The sequence below is a fragment of the Thermosynechococcus sp. PKX95 genome (assembly GCF_031583295.1).
In the GTDB taxonomy this organism is placed as follows: Bacteria; Cyanobacteriota; Cyanobacteriia; order Thermosynechococcales; family Thermosynechococcaceae; genus Thermosynechococcus.
In genome coordinates this window covers 2,548,710-2,568,280 of sequence record NZ_CP134171.1, presented here as the reverse complement: position 1 = coordinate 2,568,280, position 19,571 = coordinate 2,548,710, and the positions used below count along the sequence as shown (strand labels likewise).

General features: G+C 54.3%; 21 protein-coding genes and 1 tRNA gene. 8 read left to right on the top strand and 14 right to left on the bottom strand.

Features of this window, described 5'->3' with window-relative positions; genetic code table 11:
• Nucleotides 1-189 precede the first annotated feature (189 nt).
• Nucleotides 190-1,995, top strand: a complete 1,806-nt coding sequence (gene aspS, locus RHH81_RS12610) for an aspartate--tRNA ligase (RefSeq protein WP_206200466.1) — start codon at nucleotides 190-192, stop codon at nucleotides 1,993-1,995.
• On the opposite strand, the gene RHH81_RS12605 is transcribed toward aspS, so the two are convergent.
• Genes RHH81_RS12605 through RHH81_RS12590 form a run of 4 tightly spaced genes read right to left on the bottom strand, consistent with a single transcriptional unit; the run spans nucleotide 1,992 to nucleotide 5,620 of the window.
• On the bottom strand, nucleotides 1,992-2,414 hold the full coding sequence (locus RHH81_RS12605; RefSeq protein WP_206200465.1) for a gamma-glutamylcyclotransferase: 423 nt from the start codon (nucleotides 2,412-2,414) through the stop codon (nucleotides 1,992-1,994). The two genes, aspS and RHH81_RS12605, sit on opposite strands and share 4 nt — an antisense overlap.
• 39 nt (nucleotides 2,415-2,453) lie before the next feature.
• Nucleotides 2,454-3,095, bottom strand: coding sequence for a MarC family protein (locus RHH81_RS12600; RefSeq protein ID WP_206200464.1), 642 nt, complete (start codon nucleotides 3,093-3,095; stop codon nucleotides 2,454-2,456).
• Nucleotides 3,096-3,120: 25 nt separating this feature from the next.
• On the bottom strand, nucleotides 3,121-3,540 hold the full coding sequence (locus RHH81_RS12595; protein WP_206201709.1) for a hypothetical protein: 420 nt from the start codon (nucleotides 3,538-3,540) through the stop codon (nucleotides 3,121-3,123).
• Between the two features lie 34 nt (nucleotides 3,541-3,574).
• The gene (locus tag RHH81_RS12590; RefSeq protein WP_310438638.1) at nucleotides 3,575-5,620 is read right to left on the bottom strand and encodes a flavin-dependent dehydrogenase; all 2,046 of its coding nucleotides are present in this window, start codon (nucleotides 5,618-5,620) and stop codon (nucleotides 3,575-3,577) included.
• A 112-nt stretch (nucleotides 5,621-5,732) separates the two neighbouring features.
• Between RHH81_RS12590 and RHH81_RS12585 the strand changes: the two genes are divergently transcribed.
• On the top strand, nucleotides 5,733-6,002 hold the full coding sequence (locus RHH81_RS12585; RefSeq protein ID WP_206200462.1) for a hypothetical protein: 270 nt from the start codon (nucleotides 5,733-5,735) through the stop codon (nucleotides 6,000-6,002).
• Here RHH81_RS12585 and ruvC read toward each other — a convergent pair.
• The 4 genes from ruvC to psb29 are packed head-to-tail and all read right to left on the bottom strand — an operon-like array spanning nucleotide 5,952 to nucleotide 9,037.
• Nucleotides 5,952-6,431 carry a crossover junction endodeoxyribonuclease RuvC gene (ruvC, locus tag RHH81_RS12580; RefSeq protein ID WP_206200461.1) on the bottom strand — a complete coding sequence of 160 codons (480 nt, stop codon included), beginning with the start codon at nucleotides 6,429-6,431 and terminating at the stop codon, nucleotides 5,952-5,954. The two genes, RHH81_RS12585 and ruvC, sit on opposite strands and share 51 nt — an antisense overlap.
• Before the next feature lie 5 nt (nucleotides 6,432-6,436).
• Nucleotides 6,437-7,624 carry an NAD(P)/FAD-dependent oxidoreductase gene (locus tag RHH81_RS12575; RefSeq protein ID WP_310438637.1) on the bottom strand — a complete coding sequence of 396 codons (1,188 nt, stop codon included), beginning with the start codon at nucleotides 7,622-7,624 and terminating at the stop codon, nucleotides 6,437-6,439.
• Between the two features lie 11 nt (nucleotides 7,625-7,635).
• Nucleotides 7,636-8,382, bottom strand: coding sequence for an HAD family hydrolase (locus RHH81_RS12570; RefSeq protein ID WP_206201708.1), 747 nt, complete (start codon nucleotides 8,380-8,382; stop codon nucleotides 7,636-7,638).
• Nucleotides 8,369-9,037 (bottom strand): photosystem II biogenesis protein Psp29, encoded by a 669-nt coding sequence (gene psb29, locus RHH81_RS12565; protein ID WP_302677349.1) that lies wholly within the window; start codon nucleotides 9,035-9,037, stop codon nucleotides 8,369-8,371. The genes RHH81_RS12570 and psb29 overlap by 14 nt, the downstream gene beginning before the upstream one ends.
• Nucleotides 9,038-9,108: 71 nt before the next feature.
• Here psb29 and RHH81_RS12560 point away from each other — a divergent pair, with 71 nt between their 5' ends.
• Nucleotides 9,109-9,474 carry a DUF309 domain-containing protein gene (locus RHH81_RS12560; protein ID WP_206200458.1) on the top strand — a complete coding sequence of 122 codons (366 nt, stop codon included), beginning with the start codon at nucleotides 9,109-9,111 and terminating at the stop codon, nucleotides 9,472-9,474.
• 13 nt (nucleotides 9,475-9,487) lie between these two features.
• Here the strand turns inward: RHH81_RS12560 and RHH81_RS12555 are convergent, their stop codons facing one another.
• The 5 genes from RHH81_RS12555 to RHH81_RS12535 all read right to left on the bottom strand — a co-directional run bounded on the left by RHH81_RS12555 (nucleotide 9,488) and on the right by RHH81_RS12535 (nucleotide 14,280).
• The gene (locus tag RHH81_RS12555; protein WP_302678469.1) at nucleotides 9,488-11,293 is read right to left on the bottom strand and encodes a DNA polymerase III subunit gamma/tau; all 1,806 of its coding nucleotides are present in this window, start codon (nucleotides 11,291-11,293) and stop codon (nucleotides 9,488-9,490) included.
• 125 nt (nucleotides 11,294-11,418) lie between these two features.
• Nucleotides 11,419-11,679, bottom strand: coding sequence for a TM2 domain-containing protein (locus tag RHH81_RS12550; RefSeq protein WP_206200456.1), 261 nt, complete (start codon nucleotides 11,677-11,679; stop codon nucleotides 11,419-11,421).
• A 130-nt stretch (nucleotides 11,680-11,809) separates the two neighbouring features.
• A complete protein-coding gene (gene ndhN, locus RHH81_RS12545) occupies nucleotides 11,810-12,262 on the bottom strand; it encodes a photosynthetic/respiratory NAD(P)H-quinone oxidoreductase subunit N (RefSeq protein ID WP_149821379.1) in 453 nt (150 codons plus the stop codon).
• A 69-nt stretch (nucleotides 12,263-12,331) separates the two neighbouring features.
• Complete coding sequence (locus RHH81_RS12540) at nucleotides 12,332-13,003, bottom strand: DUF1614 domain-containing protein (RefSeq protein ID WP_206200455.1); 672 nt, start codon at nucleotides 13,001-13,003, stop codon at nucleotides 12,332-12,334.
• A gap of 32 nt (nucleotides 13,004-13,035) precedes the next feature.
• Nucleotides 13,036-14,280, bottom strand: a complete 1,245-nt coding sequence (locus tag RHH81_RS12535) for a protein kinase domain-containing protein (protein ID WP_310743130.1) — start codon at nucleotides 14,278-14,280, stop codon at nucleotides 13,036-13,038.
• A gap of 241 nt (nucleotides 14,281-14,521) precedes the next feature.
• Here RHH81_RS12535 and RHH81_RS12530 point away from each other — a divergent pair.
• From RHH81_RS12530 to RHH81_RS12515, 4 genes are all read left to right on the top strand, one after another.
• Nucleotides 14,522-14,594: transfer RNA gene (locus tag RHH81_RS12530), tRNA-Thr, on the top strand.
• 99 nt (nucleotides 14,595-14,693) lie between these two features.
• Complete coding sequence (locus RHH81_RS12525; protein WP_206200453.1) at nucleotides 14,694-16,190, top strand: serine/threonine-protein kinase; 1,497 nt, start codon at nucleotides 14,694-14,696, stop codon at nucleotides 16,188-16,190.
• Nucleotides 16,191-16,200: 10 nt separating this feature from the next.
• On the top strand, nucleotides 16,201-16,956 hold the full coding sequence (locus tag RHH81_RS12520) for an MBL fold metallo-hydrolase (RefSeq protein ID WP_206200452.1): 756 nt from the start codon (nucleotides 16,201-16,203) through the stop codon (nucleotides 16,954-16,956).
• Between the two features lie 2 nt (nucleotides 16,957-16,958).
• Nucleotides 16,959-17,450: a phosphate-starvation-inducible PsiE family protein gene (locus RHH81_RS12515; RefSeq protein ID WP_302677354.1), complete on the top strand. Its 492-nt coding sequence runs from the start codon at nucleotides 16,959-16,961 to the stop codon at nucleotides 17,448-17,450.
• Here RHH81_RS12515 and RHH81_RS12510 read toward each other — a convergent pair.
• Nucleotides 17,427-18,287, bottom strand: a complete 861-nt coding sequence (locus RHH81_RS12510) for a prephenate/arogenate dehydrogenase (protein WP_225901722.1) — start codon at nucleotides 18,285-18,287, stop codon at nucleotides 17,427-17,429. The genes RHH81_RS12515 and RHH81_RS12510 overlap by 24 nt on opposite strands.
• A gap of 155 nt (nucleotides 18,288-18,442) precedes the next feature.
• Between RHH81_RS12510 and RHH81_RS12505 the strand changes: the two genes are divergently transcribed.
• Nucleotides 18,443-19,570 carry an HhoA/HhoB/HtrA family serine endopeptidase gene (locus tag RHH81_RS12505; RefSeq protein WP_206200449.1) on the top strand — a complete coding sequence of 376 codons (1,128 nt, stop codon included), beginning with the start codon at nucleotides 18,443-18,445 and terminating at the stop codon, nucleotides 19,568-19,570.
• Nucleotide 19,571 lies beyond the last annotated feature (1 nt).

Below are 19,571 nucleotides of genomic sequence, written 5' to 3'. Positions count from 1 at the left end.
GGCGCAATCTGCTGAAGCTGCAACTAAAGTTAGGGAATCCACATGAAGTCCTGCAAACTTCTGTTGCGATTTCTAAAGTGCAGCCCTCCTGCAAACCTGTGATTCTTTGGGGATGCTCCGCTAACGGTAGGGCGGTGAACCGCTAAAATAGTAAGGCTTTACCAACATACTCACAAATCATTGGGGTCTATGCGCACACACTACTGTGGCGATGTTCGGCTAACGGATGTCGGAACAACCGTCACCCTCTACGGTTGGGTGGATCGGCGGCGTGATCATGGCGGCGTGATCTTTATTGATTTGCGCGATCGCTCCGGCATTGTCCAAATTGTCAGTGATCCCCAGCGCACTCCCGACTCCTATGCTCAAGCCGATCGCCTGCGCAGTGAGTATGTGGTAAAAATTGTTGGCCGTGTCAGCAAGCGCCCTGCGGATTCGGTGAACCCAAAATTGGCCACGGGGGACATTGAGATCTACGCCGATCACATTGATGTCCTCAATACGGTGCGCCAGCAACTGCCCTTTGCCATCTCCAGCACCGAGAATGAGCCAGTGCGGGAAGAGGTGCGGCTGCGCTACCGCTATCTTGATCTACGGCGGGAACGGATGGCACGGAATTTGCAGTTACGCCATCGCGTTGTCCAAGCCATGCGGCGCTTCCTCGAGGATGAGGCGGGCTTTATTGAGGTGGAAACTCCTATTCTCACCCGCTCGACGCCGGAGGGGGCTCGCGATTATCTAGTGCCCAGTCGCGTGAATCCGGGAGAATGGTTTGCCCTCCCTCAATCGCCGCAATTGTTCAAGCAGTTGTTGATGGTGGCGGGGTGCGATCGCTATTACCAGATTGCTCGCTGCTTTCGCGATGAGGACTTAAGGGCCGATCGCCAGCCAGAATTTACGCAACTGGACATGGAAATGAGCTTCATGGATCAGGATGAAATTATTGATCTCAACGAAGCACTCATCTGCCACATTTTCAAAACCGTGAAGGGCATTGATCTGCCGCGCCCCTTTCCCCGCCTGAGTTACCAAGAGGCCATGGATCGCTATGGCACCGATAAGCCCGATACCCGCTATGGCCTTGAACTGGTGGATGTCTCCGATATTCTGAAAGACTCTGGTTTCAAAGTTTTTAGTGGCGCGATCGCCCAAGGGGGCGTGGTGAAAATTTTGCCGATTCCCAATGGTAACGACCGCATCTCGAACGTGCGCATTAAACCCGGCGGCGATCTCTTCCAAGAGGCCACCACTGCCGGCGCCAAGGGGCTGGCTTATATCCGCGTTCGCGACAACGGCGAGATTGACACCATTGGTGCCATCAAGGATAACCTCTCCCCAGAGCAGAAAGCCACGCTCTTAGAGCGCACGGGTGCCGAGCCGGGGCATCTCCTCCTGTTTGGGGCAGGGGATACGGCAACGGTGAATAAAACCCTTGATCGCCTGCGCCAGACCATTGCCCGTGAATTTGACCTCATTGATCCGACGGCAACCCATCTGCTGTGGGTGGTGGATTTCCCCATGTTTGAGTGGAATGCCGAAGAAAAGCGCCTTGAGGCCTTGCACCATCCCTTTACGGCACCCCATCCCGCCGACCTTGAGGATCTCAAAACTGCCCGTGCCCAAGCCTACGATCTGATCTTCAATGGCTACGAAGTGGGCGGCGGCAGTCTGCGTATTTATCAACCGGAATTGCAGCGGCAAGTTTTTGAAACCATCGGCCTTGATGAGACGGCTGCCCAAGAAAAATTTGGCTTCCTTCTCGAGGCCTTTGAATTTGGTACCCCTCCCCACGGGGGTATTGCCTATGGCCTAGATCGCTTAGTCATGCTCCTTGCCGGCGAAGACTCCATTCGCGACACCATTGCTTTCCCGAAAACCCAACAGGCGCGTTGCCTTCTTACCGGTGCCCCCAGCAGTGTTGAGCCACAGCAACTCAAGGAACTCCATGTGGCTTCCGCCAAGCCCGCAAAAACCACTGCTAAAACCCAAGTCTAGGCACGTAGGTCTGTTGGCCGATTCCACACCCCCTCTAGCAGCCATTCGCCGTTGACATCCCGCACCCGCTCAGTGCTCATCATATAAGCCCATGCTGTGCCCAAAGGTTGATGATTCAAGTCATACACTGGCACCTGTTGGCGATGGTAGGCATTTACTTCGGGAGCCAAGTTCGGATGGTAGCCTTCAAAGGCATCCAGCCGCGCCAATACGCTGGGAGGTGGATCATGAAAGATCAGTAACTCCCCCTGCACCCAACCTTCCTCAGCCGTCAGACCGGGATACCCCATCGGTAGGTGATAAAGGCGACCTCTCACCAGCGCTGATTGATGGGCACTCAGCCAAGGCCGACAGAGGATTTCATGGGGTTGATAGCCGGGTTTAAGGGTGCCATAGACAAAAAGGCGCAATAGGGTCATGTTGAAAATCAATTAGGTTCATGCCATCAAGGGCTTAGTTTAGCGACTTTCACATAGCTTTGTCCTCATCAATTCCAGACTGCCATCGGCGATAAACTGCACAGCGATCGCCAGAATCAGGAATCCGAGAATACGGGTTAATGCACCGACACCCGTTTTGCCCCACTTTTGCATCACAGATTCACCTAACAAAAGACAAAGATAAACTACGCCACTAAACAATCCAATTCCCAATAGACAACCGAGGTACTCTTCCCAAATTTGGCAGCGTGTTGATAACGTCATCGTCACCCCGATCGCCCCTGGGCCACTAATCAACGGAACCGCCATGGGTGTCAATGCAATATCGTCTTTATCAATGGCTTCGGCGTGCTCCTGAAGCGTTAAGCGCTGATGCGAAGTGACCATTTGCCAAGCGGTGTGAGCGACAATTAAGCCCCCAGCAATGCGCACCACTGCTAAGGAAATCCCAAAAAAGCCAAGGATAAACTTACCCACGAGAAAGAAGGTGACTAAAACCGCGAAAACGTTCACGGCCGTTTCTTTGGCTTTCTGCCGACGGTATTTGAGGGGATGTCTAGCTGTTAGGGCACAAAAGACAGGCACTGCACCAATGGGGTCTGCAATTGGAAACAATGCAGCCAAGGTTCCCACCAGAAAGGAGACGGTTGGATGTAGCATTGCCGAAGAGTTGCTGCCCTACAAGTTAAGTATTTAAGACCGCAAGGATTTTTTGACTAATCGAGCGCAGTTGCTGTTGGAGGTCTTCGCTGGGCAGATTGTTACCACTGAATACGCCAGCACCAATACTACTGAACCGCCACTGCTCACTCATATAGCTAAACCCCACGATGTCTAGACCAATGGCACGGCGCTGGGGAGAGTCTGGATCGCAATAGAGGCGAATTTGCAGAAGCAAACTGCGGGCTTGCCAGCGGCGACTCCAGCCCGGTAGGTGAAAACCAATGTCAATTGAATCGGGATCCACTAGGTTGCGGGTATGGGGGTCATCGGCCCAAGGGTGCAGGTCTGCCCGCAGATCCGCATTGCACTGCTTAAAGAGGTGGACGATCGCCCCCAATTTGCTGGCCATCTGCACGGTCACTGCCTGCTCTGCTGCATTCACCGTCATTCTCTCCGCAACACCTTTGTTCCCAAGGTTAGCGAGGGGAAACCGCTTGATCAACTCTAGGGGTTGGCAGCGGTGCCAAAGGACGCTCAAGGCGGGGTTGCCCCACAGAGTAGCTCAGGGCATAGCTTTGCACCAAGAGCCAAAACCAAAGTTGTGGTGCCATGGGTTCTAGCCACGGTTGACAACGGCGCACCAAGGGGGGCAGCCAAAAGCCAAAGAGGGCATGGTACAGGGCATCCAAGCTAAAACTGAGGTAGCTTTGCAGCCAGCGCAGCAGATCCCCAACCCCCACCATTTCGTAGATCCACCAAAGGAGGCCGGGGTTTTGCCAAGCAGCTCGCAGTGCCATACGGTTAAAGGGGAGCCAACCCGCACGGTCTTTGATAAAGCGATCGGCCAATTCGGGGGATTCCTGGGCGAGGATGCCAAAAAAGGTGTTCAACGTGGCATTGACGCGCTCTGGGGGCAGGGGGCGATCGCTGGGCACCATCATTCCCCGTGAAAAGAGCCATGTCACCGCTGTATTGCTCTGATAAGCGCGAATTTGGTTGAGGAATTGCTTTTGCACAAGGTCATGACGCAGGGCGGTGTCCAGTAGATCCGTCAAGCGGGGCAGGTTGCGCACCAGGGAGCCAAAACCAGTAAACACCAAGGGAGACTGGAGTGAGGCGGCATCGCCAATGGCCAAGACGCGATCAAAGGCCACCGCGCGATCGCCCCGGTGGTGGCTAAAGTAGCCGGGGATGTAACCAAAGGTGGGTTTGACCCAAGTGAGTTGATCGAGATCGCAGCGGCGGTACTCCGGCAGGATGGTAAAAAAGTCCTCGTACAGTTCCAGCAAAGAGCCGGGAAACTCTGGCTGGATGTGGTGGTAGTGAAAGAGATAAATGGTGCGCTCTTCCCCCGCTCCCGGAAACAGTTCCCAAATGAGTTGCCGTCCCCGCGAAATATCGCCGTGGCTAAAGAGAACATCGCCATAGTTGCCATCCCAAACCTCTGGGACAATGCCCTTGACGATCGCCCCCACCGTCGGACAGACGCTATCATAGGCACGACCGCCGTTCAGTTGACGGGCAATGGGGGAGGCGGTGCCCATCGCATCAATGAGGACACGGGCGATCGCCTGTCGCTGTTCTTGGGTTTGGCGGTGCTGGGTTTGCAGAACCACACCATTGGGATGAATCGTGGCTGTCTCAAATTCTGTCCAATCCCAAATCTCACCCCCCGCTTGGCGCAGTTTCTCACCGCACAGATGCAGGAATTTGGCCGAGTCAAGGGCAATATTGAGAACCGTCGGGGTGTGCAGTACGGGTGCCCGACAATGGGGAGGACTAGTGGCATCAAAGAACTTGTTAAAGCCATCGCGGTACTCGCGGGCAATCAGGCTCTCAAACTCCGCAGTCGTAAACAAGCCCAAATCAATCAGACTCTGAAATTCCATGCGGGAGATATTCCACTCCCGATTCATGCGGCCAAAGGGCAACCGCTCGATCACCAGAACCCGATAGCCCAACCGCGCCATCACCGCTGCGTGGATCACCCCCAAGGCACCCCCCACATAAACTAGGTCATAGCGAGGGGGATCACAGGGTGTCGTTGCAGTGTGCAAAACAGGAACCGGGGGCGTGGGCTGTTGTACCCCTTGGCGCCAGCGTTGCTCCCACCAATAAACCCGCTCTAAATCCGCCTCACCTTGGGGCATGTGTTGGAAGTATTTCACGGTCAGCGGATAGCGATCGGCCAAAGCTTCAAAAATTGTCTTGCCAGCCGGCCAAGGGGGAAGCGCCTCAGGTTGCAGTGGAAAGGCCAAACGCAAATGCTGTTGAAGGTGTTGGAGACAGGCACGCTCCTGGGGGAAAGGCCGCTTTCCCCAGCGCATCACCTTGAGGTATGTGGTTCGCTGCAAGCTCCACAGGAAAATGGCCAGTTCCGTGGGCGCCTCAGGAACCTGCCAGCAACCCCCGGTCGGTTTTGGCGCAATGGTGCCAATGCGCGGCTCAAAGGTGTGGTGCAGCCAGTGAATCACCGCTGCGGTATCGGGAGTGGGCACCTCAAGGTATAACAGTTCTTGCATTTTGTTTCAAAAGTCCGCTAAGGAGCTTGACAACGGCACGATTTGGCGTAAACTTCACTGTACTAAACAGTTTAAGAGAGTTTACGGTTTCTCAGAATTACCCTGTTGCCCTATGCATTATCCCATTCCAAGGAGTCTCGAAGAAATAGCAGCCCTCAGCCAGCAGCCTGTCAGTGAAGAGGTGGTGGCGGCAGCGATCGCCGGCGTGATTACGATTTGCCGTGCCGAAGGCCACAGTCTAGCGCAGGTTCAGGAATGGGTACTCGCCGAGGATGATCTGCTAGATCGCAAAACCCGCCAATGGCTCAGTGAAGCGGTGGCAATGGCTTGGTCAAGTGTCGAGGCAGGGGCAGTGACGACTGGCCGTGAGGGCGATCGCTAGGGCATCGGCAGCGTCATCGGGCTTGGGCAGCGTGCTGAGATTGAGTTCCCGTTGCACCGCCTGTTGAACGTCTATTTTCGCGGCATTGCCATAGCCGGTGAGGGCTTGCTTCACTTGGGGAGGGGTGAATTCCATTAGGGGACAGTGCAGTTGACTCAGGACTAAAAGAATCACGCCCCGCGCTTGAGCAACCACAATCGTATGGCTCATTTTGTAGAAAAAGAGGCGCTCCAAAGCCACTAAATCTGGTTGGAGGGCAGGAATTAACGTGTGCAGATCGCTGTAGAGACTCTGGAGGCGATCGCCCGCGGGCATATCCGCAGGAGTGGTAATCACACCAAAATCACACACTTGGCAGGTGTTGTTCTGCACCTCAATACAGCCATAGCCAAGGGTAGCAAGGCCGGGGTCTAGGCCAAGAATGCGCACACGTTCTAGTTCACGGTGCCGGTCAACAGATCCAAAATTGGTTTCGCCATCCAGTTCAGCCCCACCTTCAGTTGATGTTCAAAGGTGGGCATGCGGTAGAGGTAGGCCAGTCGGCGTGCCAAGTAAGCCAGAGGGCCATCGAGGGTCAGTCCTAGCCCTGCCAAGGCGGCGCGATCAGTTCCGAGGGTGAGCATCTCACCGAGATGGGAATAACGACAGGGCAGTAGCGGGCGATCGCTCAGACTGGCCCAAAGATTCCAAGCCGCATAATCCGCCTGTTGAAAAGCCGCCTGTGCCGTATGGGGAATCGGTTGTCCCTGTTCATCTACCGCATCCGCGGCATCCCCAAGGCCAAAAATCTCTGGATGATCAACGACTTGCAATGTGGGCATCACCTGCAGGCGCCCCGTGGAGGTTTTGGGCAAATCAAGGGCAGCAATCACGGGTGAAACGGCTGTACCCACCGTCCATAGGACAATATCAACGGGCAGATCATCCACGCGGTCTTTGTATTGCAGGGAAATCTGATCCGCAGTGACAGCAACCGGGGTTGTTTCTAAATCAATCCAAACCCCCCGCTCTTCAAGGGCACGCAGAGCTGCCTTGCGATTAAATTCTGGAGAAGACTTGAGAATCTCGGTGTTGCGATCCACCAAACGAATGCGCCCGCGGCTGCCCAAGCGCTCCGCTAGTTTACAGGCCAATTCCACGCCACTAGGACCAGCACCGACCACCACCACGCGGATGCGATCGCGATCGGAGCGCTCCCGCCGTTGCAACGCTTCTTCGAGACGGTAGGCATCACTGAGAATTCGGAAGGTCAAGGCATACTCTGCGACACCGGGAATGCTGTTTTTAGGGGTTTCCCCTCCCAAGGCGAGAACCAGTTTGTCGTAGGTGAGCGGGGTGCCCTCAGTCAAGTGCACCGTTTTTTCCTTGAGATCCACAGCGCTCACAGTTCCCTGATGAAAGACGACCGGAGTCTCCTTGAGCAACTCAACAAAGGGCGGGGCAATTTCCCACGCCTGTAGCTCCCCTGTAATTAATTCGTAAAGGAGGGGAGTAAAGACAAAGCGATCGCTCTGATCCACAAGGGTGATCTCTGGAGGCGCAGACCAAGGAAATTGAGCAAGGCGGAGGGCGGTATAAAGGCCGCCAAACCCACCACCTAGAATACAAATTTGGCTTGTCACCGCTGATTCCGTTATGACGCTTTCCCACTCAGTATAACTTGCGCCTCTGAGAGGTCAGCAATTTGTGGCACTGCTCGGGTCTCCTTGATACTTGGATCTGGCAAGAGCGGGCGATCGCGCCGCAGCCAAATCGCTTGCAGACCAGCACCTTGGGCACCGAGGACATCATCCTCCCAACTGTCACCAATGTGCCAAACCTGAGAGGTCGCATAGGGGGTCACCGCCCGCTCAAAGATCAGCCGATTCGGTTTCGCCGCCCCCACCTCACTGGAAATCCACACCTCCTTGAAAAACGGCGCTAACCCCAAGGCCTCGAGGACACCATACAAACGGCTATCAAAATTGGACACCACCCTCAGGGGAATATCCTGCGTTTGCCAATTCTTCAAAGCAGGCAAGACATCCTCATACAGAGACCAAGGTTCAGCCGTGGCATAGTAGGCAAAGACTGGAGCAAAAAACGTCTCAAAATCAGCAAATTGATCCAAGACGCCCGCGCGGCGAAATGTGTCTGCCGCAACCCCTTGCCACCACCGCAATTCTGCCTCTGCCCGTTGTGAAGCCTCAAGATCAGGGAAAGCGCAGGGCGGGGTAGCCCTAAAGGCCTTAAAGAAGGCCACATCTAATGCGGCTGAATCAACCTGAACCCCGACTTCAGCAGCAAAGCGACCATAAACGGTACCCACGGATTCCCGTAGGCCAAAGAGGGTGCCGACCGCATCGAGGGTAATGAGTTGGGGCGGATCAGGCCGGTGCATCGGAACTAGCATCTACAGCGGGTGGGGGAGAGGTCTCCTGAGCACGACGCTTGCGTTCTTGCTCCACAAGTTCTTTCATCAGACTGCGAGCCTGATTGATTTTGTCGAGGTTGCTGCGGTAGAGTTCAAGATCCCGCTTGACTTTCTCGATCGGCAGCTTAATGACGGGAGCCAGTTGATCCAGTGTCTCGTTGAGATTCGTTGTCAGATCCCCCGCCAGCTCCTCAAGGAAGGCATACAGTCCTACCGCATGGAGGCGGCTATATTTGCCCTCGTGGTTGAGGCTGTTGAGGGGGGCACTGGGTTGACCCCTGTTGAGTTCATCGAGGATTTGACTCAAGGGGCGGCCTTGGTACTGTTGCCAACTGGCGGCATCCGCCTGCAGCTGTTGCGGGTTCATTTCCTCAGCGCCGCAGAGGGCATGAAAAATACTGGCGCGATCGCCCTCAGGCTGATACCCCTCCATAAACTGGTCAAAGGCGGTCACGACCCCAAGGGCAAATAGGGGAGAGTAGCGAAAATCTACATTGACGCGCAGCAGGTGGATTTCGACCAGCAGTTCTTCAATAAAGCGACGGTAGATCGAGTGAATCGGTCGCGTGTGAGCTGCATAAAAGGCGCGTTTGGTATCAGAGACAGTTCGAGGATTTTGCACAAGCTCTGCCGATATTCGTTAAAAAATGTCATGATTCTTTACTATTATCGCCCATTGCGCTTTCCCAATCAATGATGCGTCCTGAGCTTGCCCTAGCCATCACTCAATTCAACAGCGGCGAATTCTATGCCTGCCATGACACCCTCGAAGCCATCTGGTTAGAGGCCAGTGAACCTGAGCGCACGTTTTACCAAGGTCTGCTACAAATTGCCGTGGCCTGCTATCACCTGAGTCGGGGTAACCAGCGGGGGGCGATTTTGCTGTTGGGGGAAGGGCGGCGTCGTCTAGAGCAGTGTGATCCGAACTTTTGCGGCCTAGATTTGACAGCCTTTTTGACGGCAGTGGCGGCGTTACAGGCGCAGCTTCAGACCCCCCTTGACTCAGAGCCAAAAATTCAATTGCATCTTGCTGTTGCGCAATCCCTCGATCAAGCCTAGACCCCGACAGCCCTTAAAACTCAAGCTCATCCTCCTCAGAGGCTTCAGCAATTGGGGTGTCTGGACTTTCTCCCTCATCGGGTAAGCGAATAACCACCCCGTTAAAGAATCGTGCCAGTTTTTCGGCAGATTCACGCACAGGATCCGGGGCAGTGGTGAGAGGGGGCGGGGGTGGAGTAGAGGTTGGTTCTATGGGGGGTGGCGGTGGCTCTTCCCGTGGCTGAAAGGGAACGACGACAGCGGAGTGCGGCGGCTCCTTGGCTTTTGGCGCAGGCGTGGTTTTGTGGGGTAGGGGGGCAATCTCAAAGGCGACTTTGATGCGGCGGCCTAGAACTTGGGCAAAGGCGGCTTCAATTTTGGCTTGGTTATTCTTTGTCAGATTTAACAAAGTTTGATTAACAATGCCGATGTGCACCTCGCGATCGCTCATTTGTCGCAGATGACCATGCTGCGAGAGCAGAGCATAGGTGCTCATTTGCATCTGCTGCAAGACCTGTAGTGCCTGTTCCCACACAGGTTCGGTATGATCTGCCCGCGGTTCAGGGGTTGGCTTGGGTTCAGGAGCTGGAGCAACCGTGTCTTTCGTGTCTTTAATTTGAATATGTTTGACTGGTGACTCTGACTCCTTGGGGGGTGCCGCAATCCCTGGGGGGTCAGGCTGAGGGGGCGAGACAATCGTGAGCTTCGGAATGGCAGTAGGCGCTACATTGGGCACACTGGATTGGGGTGCCGTTTCCGTCATCAACCCCAGAATGCTAATTTCCAGCCAGAGACGGGGTTGACTGCTCTGTTTGATTTGGCTTTCACAGGTGCGCAGATGTTGTTGGGCATGCAGAATCTCCTCAACGGACCATCCCTCAGCAACGGCAATCAAAGCCTGCCAAGTTTCTGCTGTCAGGGCTACCAAGTCCTGCCGTTCAGGGACGGTTTTCGCCAAGAGCAAATCACGGTAGAGACTGGCCAGATTTTGCAGAATTGTCAGCGGATCGCGACCCCGTTCTAGTAATTGGCGGGTGTGCTCAAGAACCGCCACCGCATCCCGACGGGCGATCGCCCCCAGCAATTGCCGCAGATCCTGTTCTGGTACTGCCCCAGCCAGTTGCCATACATGTTCTACGGTGATCCGTTCAGGATATAAGCTCAACTGATCCAGCAAGCTTTCAGCATCCCGCAGTCCCCCTTGGGACAATTGCGCCACCAGGGTCAAGGCCTGCGGCTCAATGTCAATTTGCTCCTTATCGGCAATGTGCTGAAGGTGGGCAACCATCTCCCCTAGGGGAATCCGCCGAAAATCAAACCGCTGACAGCGGGAAATAATTGTTGGCAAGACTCGCTGCGGATCTGTGGTGGCAAGGACAAAGACCACATGGGGCGGCGGCTCCTCTAGGGTTTTGAGGAGGGCATTGAAGGCCGACACACTGAGCATGTGGCATTCGTCAATCACATAAACTTTGTAGCGACACTGTACTGGGGCAAATTGTGCCTTCTCAATCAGTTCGCGGATATTGTCCACCCCCGTGTGGCTGGCAGCATCAATTTCAATCACATCTAAGCTGTTGCCGTTGGCCACCTGACGGCAGACTTCACACTGGCCACAGGGATCGGGGGTAGGCTTGGCACTCCTCAGGCAGTTGAGGGACTTAGCCAAAATACGGGCACTAGAGGTTTTACCCGTGCCGCGAGGACCACAAAAAAGATAGGCAGGGGCAATGCGCTCCTTGAGTAGGGCTTGGGTAAGCGTGGTGGCGATCGCCCCTTGACCCACTAGATCTGCAAAGCGTTGGGGACGATATTTGTGATGCAGGGGTTCGTAGGTCACTGCTGGGCTGCAATGGATATGCCAGAAGACGCTGATGGGTAAATGCCACGCATGTTATTCTAACAGGCCAACGATGGCCATAGGCTGACCCCCTGATGCGCCTGCGATGGAACCAGCCCTAGGATCTAAAACCAGCCTTTTTTGTTAGCAATGTATGTTCTGTGAAATTCTTGATCACTTTTGGTCAGGTAAATAATGCCCTCAATGAGGCCAATAATGGCTATGACAGGGGCAAGCAGGCCACAGGTCAAAAGACTCACCAGTAGCATGATCAAGCCCTCCGTGTTGTAGCCGAGAACAAACTTGTGAATGCCCAAGGCACCCAAGAGAATACCGCAAATGCCGGCTGCAGTTTTTTTCCCTGAAATATCGGAATTCGAGGTCATTGTCCCTTCCCCAATGGTTATTTTTGATACAGCGCGATCGCGCTCTCTTGACCTATATCCTTCAGGGTTTCAGGGGAACCGTCAAGGGGTGAGTAGGCAGTTTATTGATTGACGCAAGACGTGTCTGGTCTTAAGCGGCAGCGACCCAATCAGCAAGGGGTTCCCAGCGCACAGTGCGATCGCCCCCCACTTCCACCACCACTTTGAACTTCGGTAGGGTCTGGGTTAACTGTGCCAAGTAGGCAAATTCCTGCCTTGAGAGCCGCTTGCCATCAATCAGCCAAAGCACCAGTCCCTTGGCATTGGGGGGCAGGTTTTCCAAGTGGTAGGTCACTAGGGGGGGCTGGAAATAAACGCGAATGTCTTCCTTGCCCGTGTGAGCCGGACGAATCCCGTGCGCTTGGGTCAGGTAGGCTGCTAAATCCCCCAAACCCGGTGCGCTCATGTGCAAGGTGGTATAGCCCTTGGAACGCAGTCGCCGTTGATAACGACCCTCAAAACCACCCTCCGGGGGAACAAAGAGTGCCAATGCCCCAGCGGATTCTAAATCCTTGACAAATTGATAGCCAGCCAGCAGACCCATAGATCCTTTCTCACAGGTTTTAGCATTCCATCCAGCACTTTATCATGGTCATTCCTACTACGGGTATGCCTAAGTTAATAGCAGGGCAAATAGCCCACATAAGGCAATACCATCAAAAACACCCGCACCACCAATACTCAGCACTCCCGCCGACATCCGCTCAATTTCCCGTAGGTGGAGTAAATCTGCACCAATCAGGGTTCCCAGCACACCTCCGGCAAAGGCAATGGGTGCCGCCGCCACGCCCCCAGAAATCAAAATGGCTGTCATTGCTGCTGTTAGGGGCGCGACCAAGGCATTCATTTGAATACCAATCCCCGGTACCACCTGAGCAGAGTAGTAACTGACAGCGGCCACAATTGCCGTCACCAAGAGAATTGCCAAGGGACTGACGCGGGTAAATTGATAGAGGGCTAGCACCGTCGGGATCAAGCCGCCCCCCACATTCAGTGCCACAATCGTCTTTTGCTCAATTTTGCGCAGGGGAATGCCCCAAAACCGACTGAGCCAGAGTTCTTCAAAGTCGGGAACAATGGCCACCGTAGAAACCCGCTCATAGAGGGGGATATTAATCGTGCTGCCGAGAATCACAAGCAGCAGTAAGACCGAAGCAGCAGTAGGTGAAAAGCCCAACTTGGCAACGGCCACTTGTACAGCATCGAGGGCGATCGCTAGCCAAAGGAAAGGCAGCGACAGTAACAGCAGCACAAAAAGTAGAGCAGTAACAGGCAGATAAATCATAGAAACGCAAAATGACCTTAAAAACTTGGGACTCAAACGTGGGAGGACGCCTGGGACACTGCCGCCAGAGCCTCCCTCAGCGCTTTGGCCAAAGCAATCGCGGAAGGATAGCGATCGGGCAACAGAGGAGCCGTAGCGCGGTGCAACACCTGTTTCAAGGGGTCGGGAATCTCGGGGCGATCCGAAACATCAAGGCGATGAAAGCCATCACAGTGGTGATAGAAACGAATCGGACTATCCCCCAACAGCAAAAAGGCTAGGGTTGCGCCTACTGCAAATAGATCCGACTGAATGGTGGGTTGACCCATCATCTGTTCCGGAGCACTGTAGCCCTCCACGGCAATGCGGGTGCCACCGGGGGAATGCCCCAGTTCTTTGACCGCCCCAAAGTCAATCAAAACAATTTGGTTATCGCGCGATCGCACCAGTAGGTTACTGGGTTTGAGATCCCGATGAATCACGGGTGGATCCTGATTGTGCAGATAGTCCAAGACACCGCAGGTTTGAATCATCCACTGCACCGCCTGAGGAATCGGCACCGTGCCATTGCGCAGTACCCAGCGCTCTAGGTCAATGCCATGAATGAGTTCCATCACCAAATAGCTTTTACCATCTTCCACAAAAAAGTCATAAAAGCGGGGAATCCCTGCATGGTCAAGGAGCTGTAAGATGCGAGCTTCCCGTTCAAAGAGTTCCTGTGCCTTTTCATTGTCCTCCATATCAGACCGCAGTTCTTTGAGAACCCACACCTCCGGTACCTTGCCAGTCCATCCCCCGGAGGGTTGCGCTTCACAGGCCAAGTAGGTTGTGCCAATGCCGCCATGCCCTAAAAGGCGCAGGATGTGATAGTTGCGTATGGTGCGCTGCACATTGAGGGGTTGACCACAGTGAATGCAAAACAGATTCCCCGGCATATTACCGGCATGGGTACACTCACTGAGGGTGGGCGCACTGCGGCGAAAGGTTTGCTCATGGAATTCAAGAATTGGGCCTGTGGGGCCTAGCTGAATGAGACTGCCACTGGCAAGTTTGCTCTCATCAACAAGGCGACCATCAACAAACGTCCCGATCGCCCCCAAACTTTTGAGATACCAACGTCCGAGATTTTCTGGATCCCGATAGCAACACAGTTCAGCGTGATAGCGACTAATGAGAATATCATTGAGAATCACATCGTTATCTGCGGCACGACCAATACGGATGGTCGTTTTAATCGGGAAACGCCATGTTTTGACCGGGGTGCGTTTCCAAGGATCTAACAGGTGCAGAATAATCACGGGTGTGGAACTGCCACAGCAAACTCATCGAGATTTAGCCTATTTTCCTACACTTTGCCGATGTCTGCAGTGTTTTGCAATAAATCATAAACAGCTCAAGATGCCAAGGCTAACTGTTCTAACTGAGCATGCAGCCTTATTTTAGACTGTCTATCTGGCTTGGCAGTGCGCAATTGTTTATGAAAGAGACTATAGTCTCGGATTTCTCACTACTGCCAAAGCGTAGTACACTAGGGGTAGTGCTGGTGTAGCTCAGTTGGTAGAGCAACTGACTTGTAATCAGTAGGTCGTCGGTTCGAGTCCGACCATCAGCTTTACTCAGTGTTCGCCCAAAAAGTATTGGGTCTTTGGCTTAGCCTTGCCTGCCATGACGGCACTATGATGATCAAGGAAACGATCTTGCCACCCTTGCCATGCTTGTCTATTGCACCCGTCCCCACTGTCGTTGTCCCCAAAACGATGTTCCAGACTTAGACAACCCCAACAAACGCTACAGTCGCGTGGCGGAGCGATTTTGTACGGCCTGTGGGATGCCCTTGATTCTACGGGGACGATACGTTGCAGAGCGGGTTCTGGGTCAGGGGGGGTTTGGGGCGGCCTATCTAGCACGGGATTTGGATACCCCTGGTCGGCGTGAGTGTGTGATTAAGCAATTTCGTCCCAACGTGTCCGATCCCCAGAGTCGGCAAAAAGCTCAGGAACTCTTTGAGCGAGAGGGTGAAGTTCTCGACCAACTGGGGCAGCATGCGCAGATTCCTGATTTACTAGCATTTTTTGCTGAAGAAGTCCCCAGTGTGGATGGACAAGGGGTAGAGCAGTATTTCTACTTGGTACAGGAATATATTGACGGCGAAACCCTCGAGGATGAACTGGCTCAAAAGGGATGCTTTAGTGAGGAAGAGGTGCGGCAGGTGCTGCGGGAACTCCTACCCGTGTTGCAGTACGTCCATGACCACGGCTCGATCCACCGTGATATTAAGCTCTCAAATATTATGCGCCAGCACCCCAGCAAGACAAAGTTTCCCGGCCAAGGGCGGCTCTATCTGCTGGATTTTGGTGCGGTGAAGCAGATTTCCCAAGCGGGGGGACAACAAGGACACTTTACGGGTATTTATACCCAATACTATGCGCCACCGGAACAAGCACGGGGGGAACGGGTCTATCCCAGTTCAGATCTCTATGCCTTAGCAGTGACTTGTATCATATTGCTGACCGGCAAAGATCCCAGTGAGCTATTCGACGCTTATAACAACCGCTGGCATTGGCATTCCTATGCCCAAGTCAGTCCACAACTGCAAGCCATTCTCGATCGCATGCTACAACCGGCGCCTAGCGATCGCTACCAATCAGCGGCAGAGGTCTTAGCGGACTTAAATGCTTACTCTACCCCCGCCCCACCACCGCCTCCACTGCCACAACCAGTAACAGTAGCACCCCCTTCCCCGCCACCCGTAGTGTCACAACCGGCACCCCCTCCTTCACCTGGACCGGTGATGCCACCGACCAGCACACCACGTCCGAAAGCAAAACCGCCCCGCCAGCCTGCGCCTCCCTTACCGGCATTGAAAATTCTCATTGGTGCTGGCTTTACGGGCTTTGAAATGACGGCCTTGGGGTTGATGATTTTTAGTTTGATGACCGCTTGGCAGTTGCCTGTTGGTGTGAGTGCGGGGTTGATTGGTGCTCTATTTGCCTTTTTGGTGTTTTTGCAGTACAAACGCTGGATTGAACACTGGGAGCAGTTGATCATTGCAGTCATTTCAGGGGCAGTTCTTTTTTTTGTCCCCCTCTTGCAAGCAGGCCTAGGGGGTGTGACAGCGCTGCTCATTTGTGGTTTAGTGGGGTTGGGTTGCATGGTTATGGGCAACATTTTTTTGCTAATTTACAATATCTTGGCGCGATTACTGTAGGAGCGGGGCAATGCAGTTAACGTGGTTGGAGAGCAATACTTGGTTGTGGAAGTTAGGTCATACGCGGATTTTGGTTGATCCGTGGTTTGTGGGGGCACTGACTTTTGGCAACACGCCTTGGCTGTTTCAGGCGGAGCGATCGCGCCCCTGCCCCATGCCAAGCGATGGGGATGTCATTTTGCTTTCCCAAGGGCTACCAGATCACTGCCATGAACCTACCCTCCGCACCTGCGATCGCGCCCTACCGGTCATTGCCTCCCCCAGTGCTGCCAAAGTTGCCCAAGGCCTTGGCTTTGAAACAGTGATTGCCCTTAGCCCCCACCAAACCTACACGTACCGCGATCTCACAATCCAAGCCACCAAGGGCGCCAGTATCGGCCCTCGTCAACAGGAAAATGGTTACATTGTGCGCTGGGGCACTCAAAGTCTCTACTATGAACCCCACGGCTGTCATGATTCGTGGCTGCGCACCTACGGCAAGGTGGATGTGGTGATTACGCCGCTGTTGGATGTCTGTTTACCCATGGTGGGTGCGATTCTCAAGGGGGGCAAAACGGCATTGGAATTGGGACAATGGCTTCAGCCCAAGGTGATGATCACCACTGCTGGCAATGGTACCCTCCGTCTTCAGGGATGGCTACCGCGACTGCTCTCGGTCAAAGGCACCCTTGAGGAACTGCAAGTGGCGTTTCAGCGGCTAGGCCTCAACACTCGTTTGGTGGAACCAGTAGCCTACACTCCCCTTGTTCTTCTGGCTGAGGTCTAGGGATGCGATGCTGGCTACGGCCTTTGATTCTCTTTTGGCAAGAGGTAATTCTTCTACTTCAGGACAATCAGCGGTTTTTGCAGTTGCTCAGTCAGATTGAGGGGATCGCGACTCGGGTGCTGGCGATCGGGATGCTGCTGGTGGTCATCGTCGCCATTATTGATTTGGGGCGGATTTTGACCGTGGAGCTATTCTCACCCCCCTTGGGACAGTTTAGCCTTGAACTGGTGAAAATCTTTGGCCTCTTTCTCAATGTGCTTGTGGCTCTGGAGATTCTTGAAAATATCACCGCCTACCTGAAAACCCACGTCTCGTCGCAAATCGTTGAGCTAGTAATTGTCACGTCTCTAATTGCCATTGCCCGCAAAATTATCATTCTGGATATTGGCCAACCGGAAACGGTGGCAAAGCTCTTGGGGCTGGCGATCGCCATCTTGGCCTTGTCTGCCAGTTACTGGATTGTGCGTCGTTTAAACTACCGGCGGCGTCCCTGAGGGATAGACCTGCTCGCGGTAGGCTTGCGCCTGTTCTAGGGTGGTTTGCAGCCGCTCCCAGTCCTCCTGCTCCACTTGGCGAATCAGATCATCAAGGGTGGCACGGTAGTGGATCAGGCAGTGGCGCAACGCCGCGCGGTTATATTCCGCCATCATCCGTCCCAACTCTGGATTGCCGCCGCCAACACGGCTGGTATCGCGAAAGCCGGAGCTAGCCAACTGCTGGGCAAGCTTCCGAATCGGCTCATTGGCTTCTTGGGCATTCGCAAGAATCAGTGCTGCACTCACGAGGACGGGAAGGTGGGAAATCCAAGCAACAGCGCGATCGTGATCCGAGGGGGTGGCATAGAGTAGCTTGGCGCCGAGATCATTGACCACACCAGCCACACAGTCAATGGCCGCACTGTCAGTGTAGAGGGTTGGGGTGAGAACATAGGGGGCATTGTCAAAGAGATGGGCTTGCGCCGCTTCAATGCCGGATTCTGCGGTACCGGCCATCGGGTGCCCACCGACATAGCGAGGCCAGAGTTTTTCGAGGGCGGGGACAATTTCTCCCTTGACGGATCCCACGTCTGTCAGCACTGTTTCTGGACTGAGGTAGGGGGTAATATCCAAGGCGACACTGAGAATGCTGCCAATGGGGGGACAGAGAAACACCAGATCAAGGGCACGCAAAATTTCTGGCTCCGTACTGCCCCAGTCAATGGCACCCTTGGCGATCGCCCGCTCACAGGTTTCAGGACGCCGACTCAGCCCAACCACATAGTGCCCCTTTGCCCGCAGATCAATGCCCAGTGAACCACCAATGAGTCCCAGCCCGACAATGCCAATCCGCAGCATAGTGCCCCTAAACTTGAATACCTTTACGATTGTGACATTGATTCTTGTTCTGAGGGACATTCCCCTCCTATGCAGATTTGTGCTTTGGATTCACAGCCAGAGGGGGGGCTTCGATACAATCAGAAATGACTCTGTTGCGCTTTAGGCCACCAATGATGAAACGCCTTGCCCATTTGCTTCAGCAGACCCTCAAATGCTGCCTTGGCCTTGCTCTTGTTTGGTGCCTCAGTAGCGGTACACCGGTGTGGGCAGCAGCAGCTCACCATAGTTTTGTGGCAGCCGCAGTGGAGCGGGTTGGCGATGCGGTTGTTCGCATTGATACCGAACGCACGATTGTGCGCCCAGCGGATCCCCTCTTGAGTGATCCCTTCTTTCGCCAATTTTTCCCCGGTTTAGCCTTGCCCCCCCAAGAGGATCGGCTGCGGGGTCAGGGGTCGGGGTTCATCATTGATCCCAGTGGCATTGTCATGACCAACGCCCATGTGGTGAGTCAAGCAGATACGGTGACGGTGCGCCTCAAGGATGGCCGGGTCTTTGAGGGAGAAGTGCGCGGCGTGGATGAGGTATCTGATCTAGCGATTGTCAAACTCAAAGGGGTCACCGAACCCCTACCCACTGCGCCCCTCGGCAATTCCAGTGACGTGAAAGTGGGGGATTGGGCGATCGCCGTCGGGAATCCCCTTGGCCTTGATAACACCGTCACATTGGGCATTGTCAGTACACTCCACCGTTCCAGCGCCCAAGTGGGTATCCCCGATAAGCGCCTTGATTTTATTCAAACGGACGCGGCCATCAACCCCGGCAATTCTGGGGGGCCGTTGCTCAACGAAGAGGGAGAAGTGATTGGCATTAACACTGCCATTCGTGCCGATGCCATGGGGATTGGCTTTGCGATTCCAATTAATAAGGCCAAAGCCCTGCAAGAGCGCCTGATTCGCGGTGAAAAAATTCAACACGCCTACATTGGCATTCAAATGACCACCTTCACGCCAGCAATGGCCAAGGAAAACAATGCTAATCCCAACTCACCAGTGATTCTGCCAGAGGTCAATGGCGTTCTTGTCCTGCAAGTGTTGCCCAATACACCGGCGGCAAAAGCTGGTCTGCGCTGGGGGGATGTGATTACAGCCGTCGATGGGGAACCGATTACCAGTGCCGATCAGTTGCAGGGGATTGTTGATAGTGCCGCTGTGGGGCAAGTTCTCAACCTGACCGTTCAACGGGGCGATCGCAGCCAACGGATTGCAGTGCGGACAGCGGAGTTGCAGGGAGCGGCTTAGG